The following is a 16712-nucleotide window of genomic DNA, read 5'->3' as shown; positions in this document are numbered from 1 at the left end:
CATCAGCAAGCGTTAACTCAATGAATAAATTGAAATGAGCGAGCAATTATCACTCGCTCAAACGCAGACTTAATCCAGCAGGCGTTGCGTAATTTTGCTGTCCGCTGATCAGATATTCACAAAATAAGTGAAAGATAATTTCGCCTCGTCCTTTCCTATAAATGCACAAGACACCCATACGGTTAAATTGCTTAAGGAAGGAAACCCCATGCAGCCATATCATGCCAAACTCAGCTCACTCGCCACCGCTTGCCTAATGGTCGGCTCAGTGTTTGTCGCCCCACTTGCCAGCGCGGCGGAGCGTACCATTCCCGAATTAGTGGATGCAGTGAACGGCACGCCAGATGCAGCGAGTCGCGAGGCGGGTAAAAAAGTGAAACTGCGTAATCATACAAAAGGATTTTGTACCTCGGGCTACTTTGCCCCCAATCCCCAATTGCACGATTCACTCAACATTCCCTTTTTTAATCAAAATCCCATTAAAGTGACCGCCCGTTTTTCCCTCGGCGGCACCAATCCTAAGCTGTCCGACAAGACTCCCGGGCGCTTTATGTCATTGAAAATCGATGGAGAGCGGGAGAACCTCAACTTTGTTACCACCAATGTGCCAGTCTTCTTTGCCAGTAACCTTGAGGATTTTTACCTGTTCCAAACTAAAACCAAGCAAGGCGCCGAAGGTAAGCAATGGCTTATCGATAATAAGCCCGACGCCAAAGCCTTTTTCGACTATCTAAAACAATTGCCGCCGAGCCCGAGTTTTGCCAATAGCCAGTATTTTGGGGTGAACAGTTTTCTGTTTACCGATAAGCAAAATAACAGCATTGCGGGTAAATGGATTTTTGAACCCGTAGCGGGCACGCAAGCACTCACTCCGCAAGCATTGGCACAGCTCGATGACGACTTTCTCAAGCCTGAGTTACTCAAGCGAATTCAATCTCAACCCGCCAAGTGGGATCTGTATATTCAGTTAGCGGAACAAGGCGATGAGATCAATAACCCGACAGTGCTCTGGCCCGAAAACCGCCAGCGCATTCTCGTCGGTCAAGTGGTGATTGATGGTAAGCGCGACAGCGATCCTCAAGTACAACAATGCGATAGAAGCATCTTTAACCCTCTACTCCTCCCCCAAGGCATAGCAGCGTCGGATGACCCAATTCTCAATGCCCGCACCGCGGCATATGTCGAGTCCTTTATCCGCCGTCAATAGCAAGGTTCGCGGCTAGCGGTTCGCGTTAGCAAAACAAGATTCTTAGCATTACATTCGAATTCACGGCTATTATTTTGTGCACACGCACAAAATAATGGTCAATTCCGCCCGTAATTCCGTCGATTTACCCAAAGCTATTCAGTTTACAGTGTTCAATAATAGGCTGACCTTAAAGCAACCTTTATTTGACTTGGGGTTAAATAAAGACTGCGCCCTACAAAAACAGCCAAAACCACTTAAGAACTTCAGCCAAGACTGAACGGGACAACCTATGAACTTAGTGCTCATCCTCATCGGCGTGATTGCATTTATTGTTATCGCGACCTCAAAATTTAAGCTCCATCCGTTTTTAACCTTAATTCTGGCCGCCTTTATCGCCGCCTTCGCCTACGGTTTACCGAGTGGCGATATTGCCAAAACCATCACCACAGGCTTTGGTAATATCCTCGGCTATATCGGTCTGGTAATCGTATTAGGGACCATTATCGGTATCATCCTCGAAAAGAGCGGCGCCGCCATTACCATGGCGGACGTGGTGATCAAAGTCTTGGGTAAACGCTTCCCCACACTCACTATGTCCATTATCGGTTATTTAGTGTCGATTCCGGTGTTTTGTGACTCGGGTTTCGTGATCTTAAACTCGCTTAAACAATCCATGGCCAACCGCATGAAGGTCTCGAGCGTGTCCATGAGTGTGGCATTAGCCACAGGCCTGTATGCCACTCACACCTTCGTGCCGCCCACGCCAGGCCCTATCGCCGCGGCGGGCAACTTAGGGCTAGAGTCCAACTTAGGCTTAGTGATTGGTGTCGGTTTATTGGTTGCCGCCGTTGCCGCGCTCGCGGGGATGTTCTGGGCGAACCGTTTTGCCAGTGTTGAACCCGATGGCGAAGGCGCTGAAGAACTCAAAGCTCAAGCCGCTGATTTTGAAGCCTTAAAACAAAGCTATGGCACTCTCCCTAGCCCATTAAAAGCATTTGCACCGATTTTTGTGCCTATCCTATTAATTTGCTTAGGCTCTATCGCCAACTTCCCGTCTGCACCACTGGGCAAAGAAGGCCTATTCAGCCTGTTAGTCTTCCTTGGCCAACCCGTTAACGCCCTGCTTATTGGTCTGTTCCTGTCACTGTTGTTACTGAAAAGCGATAACAAGATTGCCGAGTTTAGCGAGCGCATCAGCCAAGGCCTCGTTGCCGCAGCACCGATTATTTTGATCACCGGTGCCGGTGGTGCCTTCGGCGCCGTGTTAAAAGCCACTCCTATCGGTGACTTCCTCGGTAGCTCACTGTCGGCGCTCGGCGTGGGTATCTTTATGCCCTTTATCGTCGCCGCCGCGCTGAAATCGGCTCAAGGTTCATCTACCGTCGCCCTAGTGGCAACCTCAGCCTTAGTCGCACCTATGCTGGGCGATATTGGTCTTGGTAGCGATATGGGCCGGGTGTTAACCGTAATGGCCATTGGTGCCGGCGCTATGACAGTCTCCCACGCCAACGACAGCTTCTTCTGGGTGGTCACTCAATTTAGCCGCATGAGCGTTAAACAAGCCTATAAAGCACAAACCATGGCGACCCTTATCCAAGGCGTCACCGCAATGCTGACCGTGTATGTACTAAGCTTAGTGCTGCTCTAAGCCGCACTTTTCTCATCCTTGGGCGCACCCCTGCGCCCAAAAAGCTGTAGGATTTTGAATGAAGATAGTTATCGCCCCCGATTCCTTTAAAGAAAGCTTAAGCGCACTCGATGTGGCTAATGCGATCGAACAAGGCTTAACACAAGTGATCCCAGACTGTGAGATTGTCAAAATTCCCGTCGCCGATGGCGGCGAAGGGACGGTGCAATCTATGGTCGATGCCACTGGCGGCAGCATTGTCAATTTAGAGGTCATGGGGCCACTGGGCCATAAAGTCAAAGCCCATTACGGCATTTTAGGCCAGCAAGCCAAAGGCACGGTTGCGGTGATTGAAATGGCCTCCGCCTCGGGTTTACACCATGTACCAAGGGATCAGCGTAACCCGCTGCTCACCACCAGTTATGGTACGGGCGAGCTGATTTGTGATGCGCTCAATCGCGGGATAAAGCACATTATTTTAGGCTTAGGCGGCAGTGCGACTAATGATGGCGGCGCAGGTATGGCCCAAGCGCTGGATATTTTACTGCTGGATAAACAAGGTAAAACCTTAAGTGCGGGCGGCGCGGCGCTGTCTCAGCTTGCCAGTATCGATATGAGCCATGCTCATCCACTACTGAAAGAATGTACCTTTGAAGTGGCCTGCGATGTCGATAATCCGCTGTGTGGCGAGCGTGGTGCTTCGGCCATATTTGGCCCGCAAAAAGGCGCAACGCCAGAGATGATCAGCACCTTAGACGCAGCACTGAGTCACTATGCCGATGTGATTGCCCAAAGTGGCGTCACCGATCACCGCAACCAAGCTGGCGCGGGCGCGGCGGGCGGTATGGGCCTTGGCGTAATGGCCTTTTTAGGCGCAGAGCTTAAACCCGGTGTCGAGATTGTGATGCAAACGGTGGGACTGGCAGACAAAATTCGCGGCGCGGATCTTGTAATCACCGGCGAAGGCCGAATCGATGGCCAGACCATATTTGGCAAAACTCCGATGGGCGTCTTAAAGCAAGCGCAGCTGCAAAATATTCCGACTATCGGGGTTGCGGGTTGTCTTGGCGACAATGCCAATGCCGTGCTTGAGCAAGGTATGGCGGCGATTTTCCCCATCATTCCACACTTAAGTCCACTGGACGATGTACTGGCGAATGCCAAAGCGAATCTGACCAATACCGCCCGTAATATTGGCGCCGTCTTGATGCTGGGCCAGCGCTAACTTTACCTTAGTGTTGTGATAGCTAACGACATATACCCAAGGCGCTATTCATAGCGCCTTTGTTTATTCTGTAACCCAAGCACTGACTTAAGCGGTGTTTTAGTGCTTGATGCCTAAAAGGCCTTGCAGTAAAGTGAGCTCCCTTTTTGGTAATCCGTAAACGGGTTTAAGCGCCATGTATTTGGTTATACTCTTAATCACCTTTGCGGTTTCACTATAAGAATTAATAGACGGCAAGCCCCATGACCCAAAAACTCCCTCGCCAAGCCATCGCATCCGAAGACAGTTTGATGCGAATTTTCACTGTGCCCGAAGATGCGGAATCCACCTTAAGCATTATCGAGCAGAAGCTTTCCGAGGACTTAGCCGGCTTTTTGGGTGACAGCATTGCCGCGCTGGAAAAGCCGCTCTCCGAGATCGAAACCGATTTTCAAGCCTTTGAAATTCCAAGCCAGCCGCGCTTTGTCTCCGACTACACTGACGAAATTATGCAAAACTTGGTGGCGCATTCGGTACATACGGCGGCGCCCAGTTTTATCGGCCACATGACCTCGGCACTGCCCTATTTCGTGTTGCCACTGTCGAAGATGATGGTGGGGCTGAATCAAAACTTGGTTAAAATCGAAACATCCAAGGCTTTTACGCCGCTTGAGCGTCAAGTGCTCGGCATGATGCACCATTTGATTTACGCTCAAGATGATGATTTTTATCGTAATTGGATGCACAGCGCCAACCATTCCCTCGGCGCATTTTGCTCCGGCGGCACAGTGGCTAACATCACCGCACTGTGGATTGCCCGCAACCAATTACTCAAGGCCGATGGCGACTTTAAAGGCGTGACCCGCGAAGGCTTAATCAAGGCGCTGCGCCACTATGGCTTCGATGATTTAGCGATTCTGGTCTCCGAGCGTGGCCACTACTCCTTAGGTAAGGCCGTCGATCTGCTCGGTATCGGTCGCGACAATATCATCAGCATCCCAACCGATGGCAATAATAAAGTCGACGTTACCAAAATGCGCGAAGTCGCCGCCGAACTGGCGAATAAACGCATTAAAGTCATGGCGATTGTTGGGGTGGCTGGCACGACCGAGACGGGCAATATCGACCCACTGCGCGAACTTGCCGCCTTAGCAAGTGAGCTAAACTGCCACTTCCATGTGGATGCGGCTTGGGGCGGCGCAAGCTTATTATCCAATAAATACCGTCACTTACTCGATGGTATTGAACTAGCAGACTCAGTCACCATCGATGCCCATAAGCAAATGTATGTCCCCATGGGCGCGGGTATGGTGCTGTTTAAAAATCCTGAGTTTGCCCATGCGATTGCTCACCACGCCGAATATATTTTGCGCCGAGGCTCTAAGGATTTAGGCAGCCAAACGCTCGAAGGCTCACGCCCCGGCATGGCCATGTTAGTGCACGCCTGTTTGCAGATTATCGGCCGCGATGGTTACGAAATCCTGATCAATAACAGCCTTGAAAAAGCCCGTTATTTTGCCGAGCAAATCGACGCACACCCTGACTTTGAGCTAGTCACAGCGCCAGAGCTGTGCCTGCTCACCTATCGTTATGTGCCTGCGAATGTGCAGGCGGCGATGCAACTGGCGATAGAACAAGGCAATAAGGCCAAACTCGCTCAATTTAATGAGCTGCTCGATGGTCTAACCCAATTTATTCAAAAACACCAACGCGAACAGGGTAAATCCTTTGTCTCGCGCACCCGTATTCAACCCGCGCGCTACTTTAGACAGCCTACTGTGGTGTTTCGCGTGGTATTAGCTAATCCGTTGACTAGCCATGAGATCCTAAATCAAGTGCTTATCGAGCAAGGTGAAATTGCCGCATTGGATAAAGAGTTTTTACCTGCATTATTGGCTATGGTCGCTGAATAACGAGTAGTTTGGTGTAAGTTTTAAATCTCATTCAAATACAGAGTGTTAATCACAAACAGCCGCAAATATTTGCGGCTGTTTTTGTTTGCAGGGCAGGGATGAAGGAAGGTTAAGTTAAAACAAAGCACTTCTGATCTCGTTGCGGATACGCCGAATTCCATTGCTTCCGTGACACGCCGTGAAGCCATCCATGGCGGCTCTGCGATGATATCCATATCATCGAAGGTCACGTCCGCAATCGAATTCGGCTTAGCAAACCTCAGTGCAATCTTCGGCAACGTTTTAAAAAGATGGGAGTTTAGCTGTTGTACGCATGTTCTCCCCCTTAACCAATCAAATGGTGAACAGACATGACGCGATTAGCGGCATAGACAACGTCGACAGCAATCACCACCTAGGTGGGTGGTTTTCTCATTGGGATACGCTGCCTCACGGCGGATTAACGTGCCTACGCTTCACAGCGTTGGCTAAGTGCGCTTATAGGTATATGGAGATGTTAGGCAGGAGAAAAGCGTACCCCCGCTACTAGCCAGATAATGACTCAAAATAACGCTTACCTTCATTAGATAACCTTAAGTGTTCATTCCCACGATTATCTCTGAATTGTTCGCATAGGCCTTGGGAAACCAAATAATCAATTACCCTATCAGCCTCTAGCTTGTATTGACCGGTATATTGCTGAAGCAGCCCCGATTTAGAAATTCTAAAATCAGGTGAGTTAATAATTGCAGTAAGAATTTTATACTCTAATTTTTCGTCCTTAGACACCGAATTAACTTTAGAACCAGAATTACCTTTTTTGTTAAGTTTTTTATTCTCTTCCGATAAGTTTTTTATTGTATTTTCAAGCGAAGTTATTGTACCTTCAAGATCTGTGATTGATTTATTCAACTCATCAATTTCAGTTTGCTTTTCTTTCACTTTCGCTTTCTCTATGCCCAAATCAATTGCACATTGCTCATCCTTACTTGCTAAATCATCAGCATACTCTTTATCCTTTTGCCTCATTTTTTTAAACAATGCAGAGTATCGCTCCTGTGAAACAGGGGTAACATCTTCAATTCTAACTCTTGTTGACTTTACGAGCTGCTGGCCTTTCATCCAACCAAATGTAAGTCCAACTTCAAAAAACGGGAAGATTAAAGTGTAAAACAGTGCCGCCAACATAGGATAAAAGAAAATATTTGGGTAGAACGAGCCGTCAAAAAAAGGATAATCAATTAAATTTTGAGCTTGGGACTGTATAAGCTCAATTTCATAGAACTTATATCTAGTTTCCATGCCAGAGAATAGAATAAATATTATTTTATAGTTAAAAAAACACCATGAAATAATAAAAGAACTTATGAATGGGCTCGACATCCTTTCATATAAAGTTGCTTTCAAAGCACTGCTAATATCTTCAAACATTTCCAGCATCCCATACTAATTAACTTTCCCAAATTAACATGAATCGTTAACAAATCAAGTCGTTATGTAATGACTTATGCGATAAGATTGATTTTTTCGGTCTTCTTGCCTGTTATGCTCCCCTTAACCACCTCATTCGTATTCATATCCTTCATCACATAATCCTATGGAACCAGCTTGGCTAGCACGCTTGGGCTAATATCCATTTCTGCGGCCATCATGCAGCGGGGCGCTGCGTTAAAAGCTTAACGAGACACCCATTGTTAAATTTTAAAAGTGGTGGCAAGCATTACTCGGTTTGCTTTGCATGACTTGCAAATAACACAAAAGATGAAGGAGTTCACCTTCCCCTCGGAGTTGCCGCAGGGCGAATAGACAAATTGCGTGAGTCTTGCCATGGATGGCAAGCTAGCTTTCGCAGGTGCAGGGACGCATCCTTCGGAAGCGATAGCAAATTTGGCAATGAGCACAAGGGGCTTTCAACTCCGTTGGGGCGTCTTGGAGCATCCAAGGAGGATAGGACGAGCAGTCCTCCTTGGTCGACTCTTGATTATAAATCAGGGGGTGAAACCCACGACGTTGTTTTAATCTTGAATAACAAGGTAAAACAATCATCAAAAATGAGCTGATAAATAAATGTTTGCCTTCCAGATAGTCGAGGTTTGCTCGATGTTGGTTTTTGCACCACGGCAGAGTAATCTAGCCAAAATCAATATTTAGACATTTTTATAACCAATGCAAAGGAGTTGCGATGAAATACTATTTATCGATATTGCTCACCCTCTGTTGTCTGCTGAGTCCATCCACAAATGCGAGCCAAACCTGTGATGCTGAGTGCCAATTACCGCAAATTCATGCCTACTTTAAAGCTCTAGATAAGGTCAGCCAATCGGGTTCTAGCGAACAAGATGTCGATGATTTTCTGGGATTACTGCATCCCAATGTGAATTATATCCACCTCGAATATGGCGCTAATTTTGATAGGGCCAGTTGGCGCAGTGCCTTTATCCGCAATATTGCTCGGGGCGCCTATCAACAGCCGAAGGAACAGCGGGTATTAAATTACATTGTGGGTAAAAACCATGTCGCCGTCGAATATGCCCACGGCAGCATTCAACCCGATGGACAATGGCAGCAAGAGCAGCCCCTGCTCGTCTTATTTGGCTTTACCGATGGCAAAATATCTCTTGTAAAAGAGCTCTGGTAAGGCTTGTGCGATAAAGAGGGGAAATCGATACTGGCTTAAAGCTATTGCGGTGAACAGTATCGATTAAACCTTTGGATATAGGCTTTAACACACCTCACAAGACACGGAATAGCGATGTATTTTATTGCGGCTTTTGGCCTATTGATGCTGTTCTTTAGCCTTGTAATGGTCGTTAAGCCTGCAGCGTTCGCTAACGGTATCATTGTATTTAGCGAACGGCCCTACTTCCATATTGTTGAAGTGGTTAGCCGAATTATTGCGGGTGTCATTTTTATCCAATATTGCGCCGACACCCGATTTCCACAGATCATTCTTGCGATAGGCATTGTCTTACTCTGTGTGGGAATAGGCTTGGCATGTACGCCGCCGAGTAAGCATCGTAAATTTGCCCTATGGTCAGCCCAAGCGTTTAAGAATCAATTTCGCTTAATCGGTGTTGTTTCCGCCCCGCTGTCTTTGCTACTGATTTATGCTGCTGGCGTTGTCTAAAACTCCGTAGCAATCCGCCAAACTTCCACGACTTTAGCGCCGAGTATAAAAGCGCAAGATTCGGGTCGAGTTGCATACCCTAAACCTTCACTATGTCTCTATCGGCGCATATTGGCCGAGGCAATCAATGGAGACATATCTATGGCAGTGTTACAGGGAAAGGTCGCAATCATTACTGGGGCAAGTTCGGGAATTGGCTATGCCACCGCAAAACGCTTTGCCCGTGAAGGCGCAAAACTGGTACTGGGGGCGCGTCGCGGCGCCATATTGGCCTCATTGGTGGATGAGATCATCACTCAAGGCGGTGAAGCGGTTTATCTGGCGGGCAATGTGACCGACGAGGTGTATGCCAGTGACTTAGTGGCGCTTGCCGTCGAGCAGTATGGTGGATTGGATATCGCCTTTAACAATGCCGGCATTAATGGCGAGTTAGGTGTGGATTCGGATGCGCTTAGCCGTGCCGAATGGGAAAACACCCTAACAACCAACCTTACCAGTGCATTTTTAGCGGCAAAATATCAATTACCACAAATGCTTAAACGTGGCGCAGGGTCGATTATTTTTACATCTTCCTTTGTTGGCTATACCATAGGCTTTCCGCAAACGGCGGCCTATGCGGCGAGTAAAGCGGGGATGATTGGCTTAACCCAATCCTTGGCCGTTGAATACGGCGCTCGCGGCATTAGGGTCAATGCGCTATTGCCTGGCGGTACAGATACCCCCATGGGGCGGGAGTTTGCTAATACCCCGGAGGCCATGGCCTTTGTGAAGAACCTCCATGCCCTCAAGCGCCTCGCAGATCCCGCGGAAATTGCCCAATCGGCGCTATATCTCGCCTCCGATGCGGCCAGTTTTACCACAGGGATAGCCTTATTGGTCGATGGTGGTGTGTCCATCTGTAAAACCTAGGGAATGGATAACGATGACCCAAGATTACGAGCGAATTGCGCGTGCTATTGACTTTATTCGTCAACATGTGGGTCATCAACCCTCACTGGCGGAAATTGCGGCGCACGTCCATTTAAGTGAATTCCATTTTCAGCGGCTCTTTAGTCGCTGGGCTGGGATCACTCCCAAACGTTATTTGCAGGCCTTAACCCTAGAGCGGGCAAAACAGTTATTGCAGCAGCCGTCCCACTCGACCTTGAGTGCCAGTTATGAGTTAGGCCTGAGCAGTGGCTCGCGCTTATACGATCATTTTGTGCAACTCGAGGCGGTCACCCCCTTCGAATATCGCCAGCAGGGTTTAGGGATCAGCATTGCCTATGGCTATCATCCTACGCCCTTCGGTTTGGCCTTTATCGCCCAAACGGCCCGGGGCATTTGCCAGTTTGATTTTGTCGATATGCAGCAAATTCAATTGCCATTAGAACGTTTAAAGCAAAGCTGGAGTCAGGCCACCATTTATGAGGACACGGCGCAAACGGCAAGCTTAATTGATCACCTCTTTAGCCAGTACTTTGCGGGCTCGAGTGCCGCAGAGGTTAATTTAACAGCACCTAATACTCAGGCTATACACCAAGGCGAGCCAGCCCCGCTCTCACTCTGGGTAAAAGGCACTAATTTTCAGCTTAATGTGTGGCGCGCCCTGCTGAATTTACCTAAGGGAGAGGTCGCCTCCTATGGTGATATTGCCAAGGCCATTGGCAAGCCTAAGGCCTCACGCGCCGTCGGTACGGCGATTGGTGCCAATCCGGTGGCATTACTTATCCCCTGCCATCGAGTGCTACGTCAAAGTGGTGAACTTGGCGGCTATCGCTGGGGTGAAACCCGCAAACATGCCATATTGGCAAGGGAAGCGGCCTATTGTGAGTAAAAAGATCCACCAGCAGGTATAACTGAGCATTCCAGTGCTTAACGGCGCTCGACTCTTAACTTAGCTCTAATTCTAACTGCGCGACGACCCAATTCTTAACCATTAAATCATCAGGGAGGCAAACATGCCGATGCATTTCCCATCCCAACTGGGACCTAATCCGAATGATAAATCCCCCTTAAAAGGATTTCCTCAAGTGGGCTTTCTGAAGAACTTTATTAGCCGTGACACTATTATCGTCGGCGATTACACCTATTATGACGATCCAGCGGGGCCCGAAAGATTTGAGTCTAACGTGCTTTATCACTTTGACTTTATTGGCGATAAGCTGATTATTGGTAAATTTTGTGCCATTGCACGGGATGTTAAATTCATTATGAATGGCGCCAATCATCAGGTGTCGGGCTTTTCCACTTATCCCTTTTATATCTTCGGCAATGGTTGGGAAAAGGCGGCACCTAAGCCCGAGGATTTACCCTTTAAGGGCGACACCCGCATAGGCCATGATGTGTGGATAGGCTATAACGCTACCATTATGCCCGGCGTCAACGTCGGCCACGGCGCCATTATCGCCAGCCAAGCCGTGGTCACTAAGGATGTGCCGCCCTATGCCATCGTCGGCGGTAACCCTGCGACTGTGATTAAGTTGCGATTCGAGCCAGAGGTAATCGACAAGCTACTCGCCATTGCGTGGTGGGATTGGCCGATTGAGAAAATCAGCGAGCATCTACCTGCCATTGTGGGCGCCGATCTTAGCCAACTAGCCCGCTTAGCCGATGAAATACACACGCAGCCCTGACCGTTGGCGGCAGAAAGCGGCGCCCAAAACTTCCCCAAAAACACGGCAAAGCGCAATTTTGTACAAAAGTGTCGAAGCGTTCTGGGTTACTATCTGGCAAAACAAGCATTAAACGCCTTGGTCTTGATAAACGCTCTCGCCCATTCATCCAGTCGATAAAGGAGGCCAAATGAACACTGAACATGCGGCCTACCACATTGCCAATGAGCTTGGGGGCCTTGAGCTACTTAACGCCCACTACCATAAGCAAAATTTTAGTCGCCATACCCATGAAGGTTACACGGTTGGCGTGATTGAAACGGGCGCTCAGCGTTTTTATCGCACGGGTGGCAACCATGTGGCGCCAAAACACAGCATTATTCTTGTCAATGCCGACGAAGTACATAATGGCTGTAGCGCCACCGAGGACGGCTGGTCCTATCGTGCTATGTATCCCGTTCCCGCCCAATTTGCCAATATGACTCAGGAGTTCACTTCAGCTCGCGGCGCGCCCTATTTCCCACAACCCGTAGTGCACGACCCCGAGCTTGCCGAATTGCTGCGCCTCACCTTTAGCACCTTAGATACCTCGGACAATCGCCTACTACGTGAAAGTCTGGTCTATTCGAGCCTGACGCAACTGATGGCGCGCCATGGATGTAATTATCCCAGTGAACACTTGGGGGCAAACGCTAAGCCTGCATTAGCCTTGGTGAAATCCTTTATTGACGATCATCCCGCGGCCGATATCTCCCTCGAAGAGTTGGCCACACTCGCGGGATTAAGCCCCTATTATTTGCTCAGACAATTCCAACGTTGTTATGGTCTGCCGCCCCACGCCTATCAAACTCAGGCCAGAGTCAGACTGGCAAAACAGAAAATCGGCCAAGGGATCAAGCTGCTCGATGTCGCCATGGAGTGCGGTTTTCATGATCAGAGCCATTTAAACCGCCATTTTAAAAAGACTGTCGGGCTCACCCCAGGGCAATTTGCCAAGGGGATCGGCCGCAATATTATCCAAGCTTAAGCCCTGATTTTACGTTAGCCTTAACCCCTTATATTCTTTTTATCCCAGCGTTGTGAGGAGCCAGAGTGTCTGAGCCGTATATTGTCCACACCCATTCATCCAGTAAGACCAAGGCCTTTTTCAAGGGCACACTCGCCATGTTGCCACTCACCATTGCCGTAGTTCCTTGGGGGATCCTCGCGGGCTCATTCGCGATTGAGGTCGGACTAACACCAATAGAAAGTCAGGCCATGTCGGCGATTATTTTTGCGGGCGCCGCGCAATTGGTCGCGCTCGGCATGGTTAAGGCGGGGATTGGTCTGTGGAGCATTTTAATCACCACCTTGCTGATCACCTCGCGTCACTTGCTGTACGCCATGGCGATGCGCAGCCAAATCAGCCCCTTACCACTGAAATGGCGCCTCACTCTGGGCTTTTTATTAACCGATGAACTCTTTGCCATTGCTAATCAAGGCAAGCTGCATAAATTCGATCCTTGGTACGCGCTGGGCGGCGGTCTGAGTTTTTACCTTGGTTGGAACCTCGCCACCCTGCTCGGCATTATCGCGGGCAATGCTATCGATAACTTAGGCGAATTAGGGCTCGACTTTGCCATTGCCGCGACCTTTATTGCGCTTGTAGTCCCGACGGTGAAAAAGCCGTCAATCCTAGTCTGTGTGCTGGTTTCACTCACCTTAGCTGTGGTGTGCGCCGTGCTGGATATTCAGGCGGGACTGTTAATTGCCGCCCTATCGGGGATGAGCGCCGGCGTGCTCTATGCCAAAGTCACGGGCGAGGATCAGCCAGCCCCCAAAATCGACACGACTGCCACCCAAGCTGAGGAAAACCTATGATCTGGTTAATGATTTTTTCAATGGCGGCGGTGGTGTTTATCAGTCGGCATTTACTGCTTGAGCCAAAACTGCCGCTAAGGCTGAGTAAAAATACCCAGACCTTTTTGAGTTATTCGGCACCCGCCGTACTCACAGCCATCTTTGCACCTATCGTATTTGTGCAGGAGGGAAAACTCGATTTAAGCTTAGATAACAGCTACTTGATATGCGCTGTGGTCGCAACAGTATTAGCATTTGTCACGCGTAATACCCTATTGACCACAGTGCTGAGCATGGGATTATTTTTCACTATTCATTGAGGCTTAAATCTTACAGTGTAAACAACCGTAAAATAGCTTTAAGGCAAAGCTAAATATACAAGAGAATAGTGACTTAATGATATTTTTCACATAAATTCGAAAAGTCACTACTTGGATTGATTAAGAAGTCCTTTCCAACAATAGAAGTCATTTCCGCCTCAGAAACTAGTGGATTATTAATCTTAAAAACGATCCTATTATTAATATTACTTTTTAATAAAAGATCGCAGTGTCGCTGATAAAAAAATGTATCAAACTGGCCATTTTCAATAATTCTCTTTAGGCCTACTTGTATTCTTTTTGCTAAACGAGGTTGACTTGGTGATACGTAATAATAGGTGGCTAATGGAATATAAAGTAAAACATTATTATCTACGGTTAAATCGGGATATTTTTTATTAAATTGCTCCACCTCCTGAAAAACTTCATTAACTCCTCGACCAAATGTCACAAAACGCCCAACAGATAACATATTGAATAAATTATCATATTGAGTACTTTCTATCACATTAAACCCTGCCTTTTGCATGGCGACTTTCGTAGACCATTGACTACCTGACCCCGTATCTAACGCCGCTAACTCTGCTAAAGTCTTAATATTCGCCATAAGGGGTAAGTTATCTTTCTTGATGATAAATAACCTAATTCCCTGGATCCCTTTACGGATAGGTATTTTTACAGGAATAAGCTGCTGATCCCAAGTAACATTAGAAGCTTCTGCCATCACATTAATGTTGTTACCTTCTAATAACTCTCTAAAAATTCGATTACGACTCATCACAACATCAGATACCTCTAGCGAAGCATCACCAAAATCGTCCTTTGTTGCATCAATAATCAATGCCAATAGATCATAGGTATATTGATATCTATAGTCATTATCAGACTCTGGAGGATTAGTAATAAAAGAGTCAACAGCATATGACAAAGAAGGAAAAAAGCATGTACTAATATAAACCAGCATAATTAAAAAACTAAAATGCCTAAATATTATCATGTACATGCCCACTACATATATGAAACCAGTCCCTATCGTTTGATTCTAGCAGAACATATCAGCAGCGAGTAATGGACTGCACTATATTTGTGCATTTTGTGAATCCATCAAGCAAATATAATCCTCTAATTCCTGCCCCGGCGTCGGTTCAAAATGGCGGTTAAGCCTTAACAATCCTGTAATACGATCGACCCGAAAGTTGCGAAAATCTTGGCGTAATTCGCACCATGTCAGCAAGGTCCAAGTGCCGCGCCAAAAATAGATGGCGAGCGGCCGCACTTCACGCTCGGTCAGCGCTTTATTCACATCTTGATAGAAGAGTTTGACGTACTCACGGCGCTGGGCCGCATTACGCAGCGGATCGAGAAACTGAAACTCGTTGGAATCTAAATAAAAATCCGGCGAAAACATCAAGGATTGATAGGCTTGCAAGCGCTTAGGGAGTACTGCCTCCACTTTTATCATCGCCTGACGCGCCGCACTGCCAAGCTCTTTGCCGCCCCATGTTTGCACCATTCGCATGCCGACTTGAATCGCCTCTAATTCGGCCTCGTTAAACATCAGTGGCGGCACATTCACTTCGTGGCGCAATAGATAGCCCACACCCGCCTCCCCTTCAATGGGAATGCCGCTCAAACATAAATCCTGCACATCGCGGTACACAGTGCGGGTCGAGACTTCTAAACGGTCCGCCAGCTCTTGGGCGGTCGTTAATCGTCGATGTTTAAGAATTTGCACTATTTGGAATAGGCGGTCGGCACGGCGCATGGACAGTAATCACACCTCAAATTGGCTTTGCTGCGAAAGTTTAGGGATCTTAACCGCTAAAGCTTACCCGCCCAAGCGATACTGTACAGGCAAAGCGTTATGGATTCGGCCTACACGATCCCGATATAAATCTCGACCTTATCGGCGCTTCGATAGACCTCAAAGTCCGTTTGATAATCACGCTGATGCGGACAATCAGCTGTACTAAAGTAGCGCCAAATCTGTCCCCAAAGATCAACCACACAGTGGGGCATTTCCCCTTGTGCACTGAACTTAAGGTAGTTTCCTTCTCGTAGCTGTAATGCCGTAAAAGGGCCGGTCTCGCTGACAGACTCAACGCTTTTCCCCACTAAAACCGAATAATCTCCCGTCATATCCGATTCATAGTCGTAGTAAACCCCATACATGGGAGAATCGAGCATCGCCGTGAGTTGTGATGATTCAAAGAATGTCTGCCAAAGCGCTGCAATCTTGCCGCCCTCATCCGCCATTTCGGTGCTATTGTTGGTGCGCGTACTCAGCCCAAGCATAGGTTGAGCCGCCATAAAAACCTGTTCCATTATCCTTTACCTTCATCACTGAAATTTGCTGTTGCTTGTTTAAGGCTATCGCGGGACGTTATTGCATATCGCTCTTATCCGCAGAACTGACTGTATCCACTCGAATTAAAGATCGGCGTAAACATCAGTACTAAACACCAGTACCGAGAGCCGTGCCAAGGCACGACTCTGCAGGGTTTACATTACTGATTTTGCGACCAGAGGCCGACCTTGTTGCCTTCGCTATCCACGAACAGGGCGATGTAGCCACAACCGCCGTCTTTGATAGGCGTTACAGGCAATAGCATAGTCACATTGGCGGCCACGAGTTTATCCACTAAAGGTTGCAATTGTGCGCTGAAATGCAAGTATACAGTGCTACCTTCCATCGACGGTTTGCTCATGCTGCATTTAACGAGGCCAATGCTGGCGGCGCCTTCCTCCTCTGTTACCAGCGTCGCGTATTGCATGTCTTCCATATCGTCACGTTTAAATTCAACGCCGAAATGTTGTTGATAAAAAGCGATGGCACGATCCATATCACTGACAGGAATTTCACCCCAGACTAACGGTGCAATTGATAACATTTTCACTTTCTCCTTGTTGAAAAATGCCG

At 47.9% G+C, this 16712-nt stretch carries 17 protein-coding genes; 12 read left to right on the top strand and 5 right to left on the bottom strand.

Going from position 1 to position 16712, the window contains the following annotated elements; genetic code table 11:
* The first annotated feature begins 208 nt into the window (after nt 1-208).
* The 4 genes from B5P39_RS05320 to panP all read left to right on the top strand — a co-directional run bounded on the left by B5P39_RS05320 (nt 209) and on the right by panP (nt 5933).
* Complete coding sequence (locus B5P39_RS05320; protein WP_088210724.1) at nt 209-1207, top strand: catalase family peroxidase; 999 nt, start codon at nt 209-211, stop codon at nt 1205-1207.
* 271 nt (nt 1208-1478) lie between these two features.
* Nucleotides 1479-2837: a GntP family permease gene (locus B5P39_RS05315; protein ID WP_011717569.1), complete on the top strand. Its 1359-nt coding sequence runs from the start codon at nt 1479-1481 to the stop codon at nt 2835-2837.
* Nucleotides 2838-2895: 58 nt separating this feature from the next.
* Nucleotides 2896-4041 (top strand): glycerate kinase, encoded by a 1146-nt coding sequence (locus B5P39_RS05310; RefSeq protein WP_088210723.1) that lies wholly within the window; start codon nt 2896-2898, stop codon nt 4039-4041.
* Between the two features lie 242 nt (nt 4042-4283).
* Nucleotides 4284-5933: a pyridoxal-dependent aspartate 1-decarboxylase PanP gene (panP, locus tag B5P39_RS05305; RefSeq protein WP_088210722.1), complete on the top strand. Its 1650-nt coding sequence runs from the start codon at nt 4284-4286 to the stop codon at nt 5931-5933.
* 525 nt (nt 5934-6458) lie between these two features.
* On the opposite strand, the gene B5P39_RS05300 is transcribed toward panP, so the two are convergent.
* Nucleotides 6459-7343 carry a hypothetical protein gene (locus B5P39_RS05300; RefSeq protein WP_088210721.1) on the bottom strand — a complete coding sequence of 295 codons (885 nt, stop codon included), beginning with the start codon at nt 7341-7343 and terminating at the stop codon, nt 6459-6461.
* A gap of 751 nt (nt 7344-8094) precedes the next feature.
* Between B5P39_RS05300 and B5P39_RS05290 the strand changes: the two genes are divergently transcribed.
* From B5P39_RS05290 to B5P39_RS05255, 8 genes are all read left to right on the top strand, one after another.
* Nucleotides 8095-8550 carry a nuclear transport factor 2 family protein gene (locus B5P39_RS05290; RefSeq protein WP_088210719.1) on the top strand — a complete coding sequence of 152 codons (456 nt, stop codon included), beginning with the start codon at nt 8095-8097 and terminating at the stop codon, nt 8548-8550.
* Between the two features lie 114 nt (nt 8551-8664).
* The gene (locus tag B5P39_RS05285; protein WP_088210718.1) at nt 8665-9039 is read left to right on the top strand and encodes a hypothetical protein; all 375 of its coding nucleotides are present in this window, start codon (nt 8665-8667) and stop codon (nt 9037-9039) included.
* 141 nt (nt 9040-9180) lie between these two features.
* The gene (locus tag B5P39_RS05280; RefSeq protein ID WP_088210717.1) at nt 9181-9948 is read left to right on the top strand and encodes an SDR family oxidoreductase; all 768 of its coding nucleotides are present in this window, start codon (nt 9181-9183) and stop codon (nt 9946-9948) included.
* A 13-nt stretch (nt 9949-9961) separates the two neighbouring features.
* On the top strand, nt 9962-10855 hold the full coding sequence (locus tag B5P39_RS05275) for a bifunctional transcriptional activator/DNA repair enzyme AdaA (protein ID WP_086902536.1): 894 nt from the start codon (nt 9962-9964) through the stop codon (nt 10853-10855).
* A gap of 130 nt (nt 10856-10985) precedes the next feature.
* Complete coding sequence (locus B5P39_RS05270) at nt 10986-11654, top strand: Vat family streptogramin A O-acetyltransferase (RefSeq protein ID WP_441347604.1); 669 nt, start codon at nt 10986-10988, stop codon at nt 11652-11654.
* Nucleotides 11655-11823: 169 nt separating this feature from the next.
* Nucleotides 11824-12660 (top strand): AraC family transcriptional regulator, encoded by an 837-nt coding sequence (locus B5P39_RS05265; RefSeq protein ID WP_088210715.1) that lies wholly within the window; start codon nt 11824-11826, stop codon nt 12658-12660.
* A 137-nt stretch (nt 12661-12797) separates the two neighbouring features.
* A complete protein-coding gene (locus tag B5P39_RS05260; protein WP_232015343.1) occupies nt 12798-13493 on the top strand; it encodes an AzlC family ABC transporter permease in 696 nt (231 codons plus the stop codon).
* A complete protein-coding gene (locus B5P39_RS05255; protein WP_088210713.1) occupies nt 13490-13792 on the top strand; it encodes an AzlD domain-containing protein in 303 nt (100 codons plus the stop codon). The genes B5P39_RS05260 and B5P39_RS05255 overlap by 4 nt, the downstream gene beginning before the upstream one ends.
* 73 nt (nt 13793-13865) lie before the next feature.
* On the opposite strand, the gene B5P39_RS05250 is transcribed toward B5P39_RS05255, so the two are convergent.
* The 4 genes from B5P39_RS05250 to B5P39_RS05235 all read right to left on the bottom strand — a co-directional run bounded on the left by B5P39_RS05250 (nt 13866) and on the right by B5P39_RS05235 (nt 16683).
* A complete protein-coding gene (locus tag B5P39_RS05250) occupies nt 13866-14795 on the bottom strand; it encodes a hypothetical protein (RefSeq protein WP_232015302.1) in 930 nt (309 codons plus the stop codon).
* A gap of 75 nt (nt 14796-14870) precedes the next feature.
* A complete protein-coding gene (locus B5P39_RS05245) occupies nt 14871-15557 on the bottom strand; it encodes a helix-turn-helix transcriptional regulator (protein WP_088210712.1) in 687 nt (228 codons plus the stop codon).
* A 110-nt stretch (nt 15558-15667) separates the two neighbouring features.
* Nucleotides 15668-16117 carry a GyrI-like domain-containing protein gene (locus B5P39_RS05240; protein WP_088210711.1) on the bottom strand — a complete coding sequence of 150 codons (450 nt, stop codon included), beginning with the start codon at nt 16115-16117 and terminating at the stop codon, nt 15668-15670.
* 182 nt (nt 16118-16299) lie between these two features.
* Nucleotides 16300-16683 (bottom strand): VOC family protein, encoded by a 384-nt coding sequence (locus B5P39_RS05235; protein WP_011623292.1) that lies wholly within the window; start codon nt 16681-16683, stop codon nt 16300-16302.
* Nucleotides 16684-16712: the final 29 nt, after the last annotated feature.

The organism is Shewanella sp. Shew256, assembly GCF_002196695.1.
Taxonomy (GTDB): domain Bacteria; phylum Pseudomonadota; class Gammaproteobacteria; order Enterobacterales; family Shewanellaceae; genus Shewanella; species Shewanella mangrovisoli.
The sequence above is the reverse complement of the archived record's forward strand: the minus strand, read 5'-3'. Positions and strand labels throughout refer to the sequence as shown.

Bases quoted from the DNA above. Each gene is read 5' to 3' on its own strand.
- B5P39_RS05320 (WP_088210724.1), top strand. From the start codon at position 209: ATGCAGCCATATCATGCCAAACTCAGCTCACTCGCCACCGCTTGCCTA.
- B5P39_RS05315 (WP_011717569.1), top strand. From the start codon at position 1,479: ATGAACTTAGTGCTCATCCTCATCGGCGTGATTGCATTTATTGTTATC.
- B5P39_RS05310 (WP_088210723.1), top strand. From the start codon at position 2,896: ATGAAGATAGTTATCGCCCCCGATTCCTTTAAAGAAAGCTTAAGCGCA.
- panP (WP_088210722.1), top strand. From the start codon at position 4,284: ATGACCCAAAAACTCCCTCGCCAAGCCATCGCATCCGAAGACAGTTTG.
- B5P39_RS05300 (WP_088210721.1), bottom strand. From the start codon at position 7,343: ATGTTTGAAGATATTAGCAGTGCTTTGAAAGCAACTTTATATGAAAGG.
- B5P39_RS05290 (WP_088210719.1), top strand. From the start codon at position 8,095: ATGAAATACTATTTATCGATATTGCTCACCCTCTGTTGTCTGCTGAGT.
- B5P39_RS05285 (WP_088210718.1), top strand. From the start codon at position 8,665: ATGTATTTTATTGCGGCTTTTGGCCTATTGATGCTGTTCTTTAGCCTT.
- B5P39_RS05280 (WP_088210717.1), top strand. From the start codon at position 9,181: ATGGCAGTGTTACAGGGAAAGGTCGCAATCATTACTGGGGCAAGTTCG.
- B5P39_RS05275 (WP_086902536.1), top strand. From the start codon at position 9,962: ATGACCCAAGATTACGAGCGAATTGCGCGTGCTATTGACTTTATTCGT.
- B5P39_RS05270 (WP_441347604.1), top strand. From the start codon at position 10,986: ATGCATTTCCCATCCCAACTGGGACCTAATCCGAATGATAAATCCCCC.
- B5P39_RS05265 (WP_088210715.1), top strand. From the start codon at position 11,824: ATGAACACTGAACATGCGGCCTACCACATTGCCAATGAGCTTGGGGGC.
- B5P39_RS05260 (WP_232015343.1), top strand. From the start codon at position 12,798: ATGTTGCCACTCACCATTGCCGTAGTTCCTTGGGGGATCCTCGCGGGC.
- B5P39_RS05255 (WP_088210713.1), top strand. From the start codon at position 13,490: ATGATCTGGTTAATGATTTTTTCAATGGCGGCGGTGGTGTTTATCAGT.
- B5P39_RS05250 (WP_232015302.1), bottom strand. From the start codon at position 14,795: ATGTACATGATAATATTTAGGCATTTTAGTTTTTTAATTATGCTGGTT.
- B5P39_RS05245 (WP_088210712.1), bottom strand. From the start codon at position 15,557: ATGCGCCGTGCCGACCGCCTATTCCAAATAGTGCAAATTCTTAAACAT.
- B5P39_RS05240 (WP_088210711.1), bottom strand. From the start codon at position 16,117: ATGGAACAGGTTTTTATGGCGGCTCAACCTATGCTTGGGCTGAGTACG.
- B5P39_RS05235 (WP_011623292.1), bottom strand. From the start codon at position 16,683: ATGTTATCAATTGCACCGTTAGTCTGGGGTGAAATTCCTGTCAGTGAT.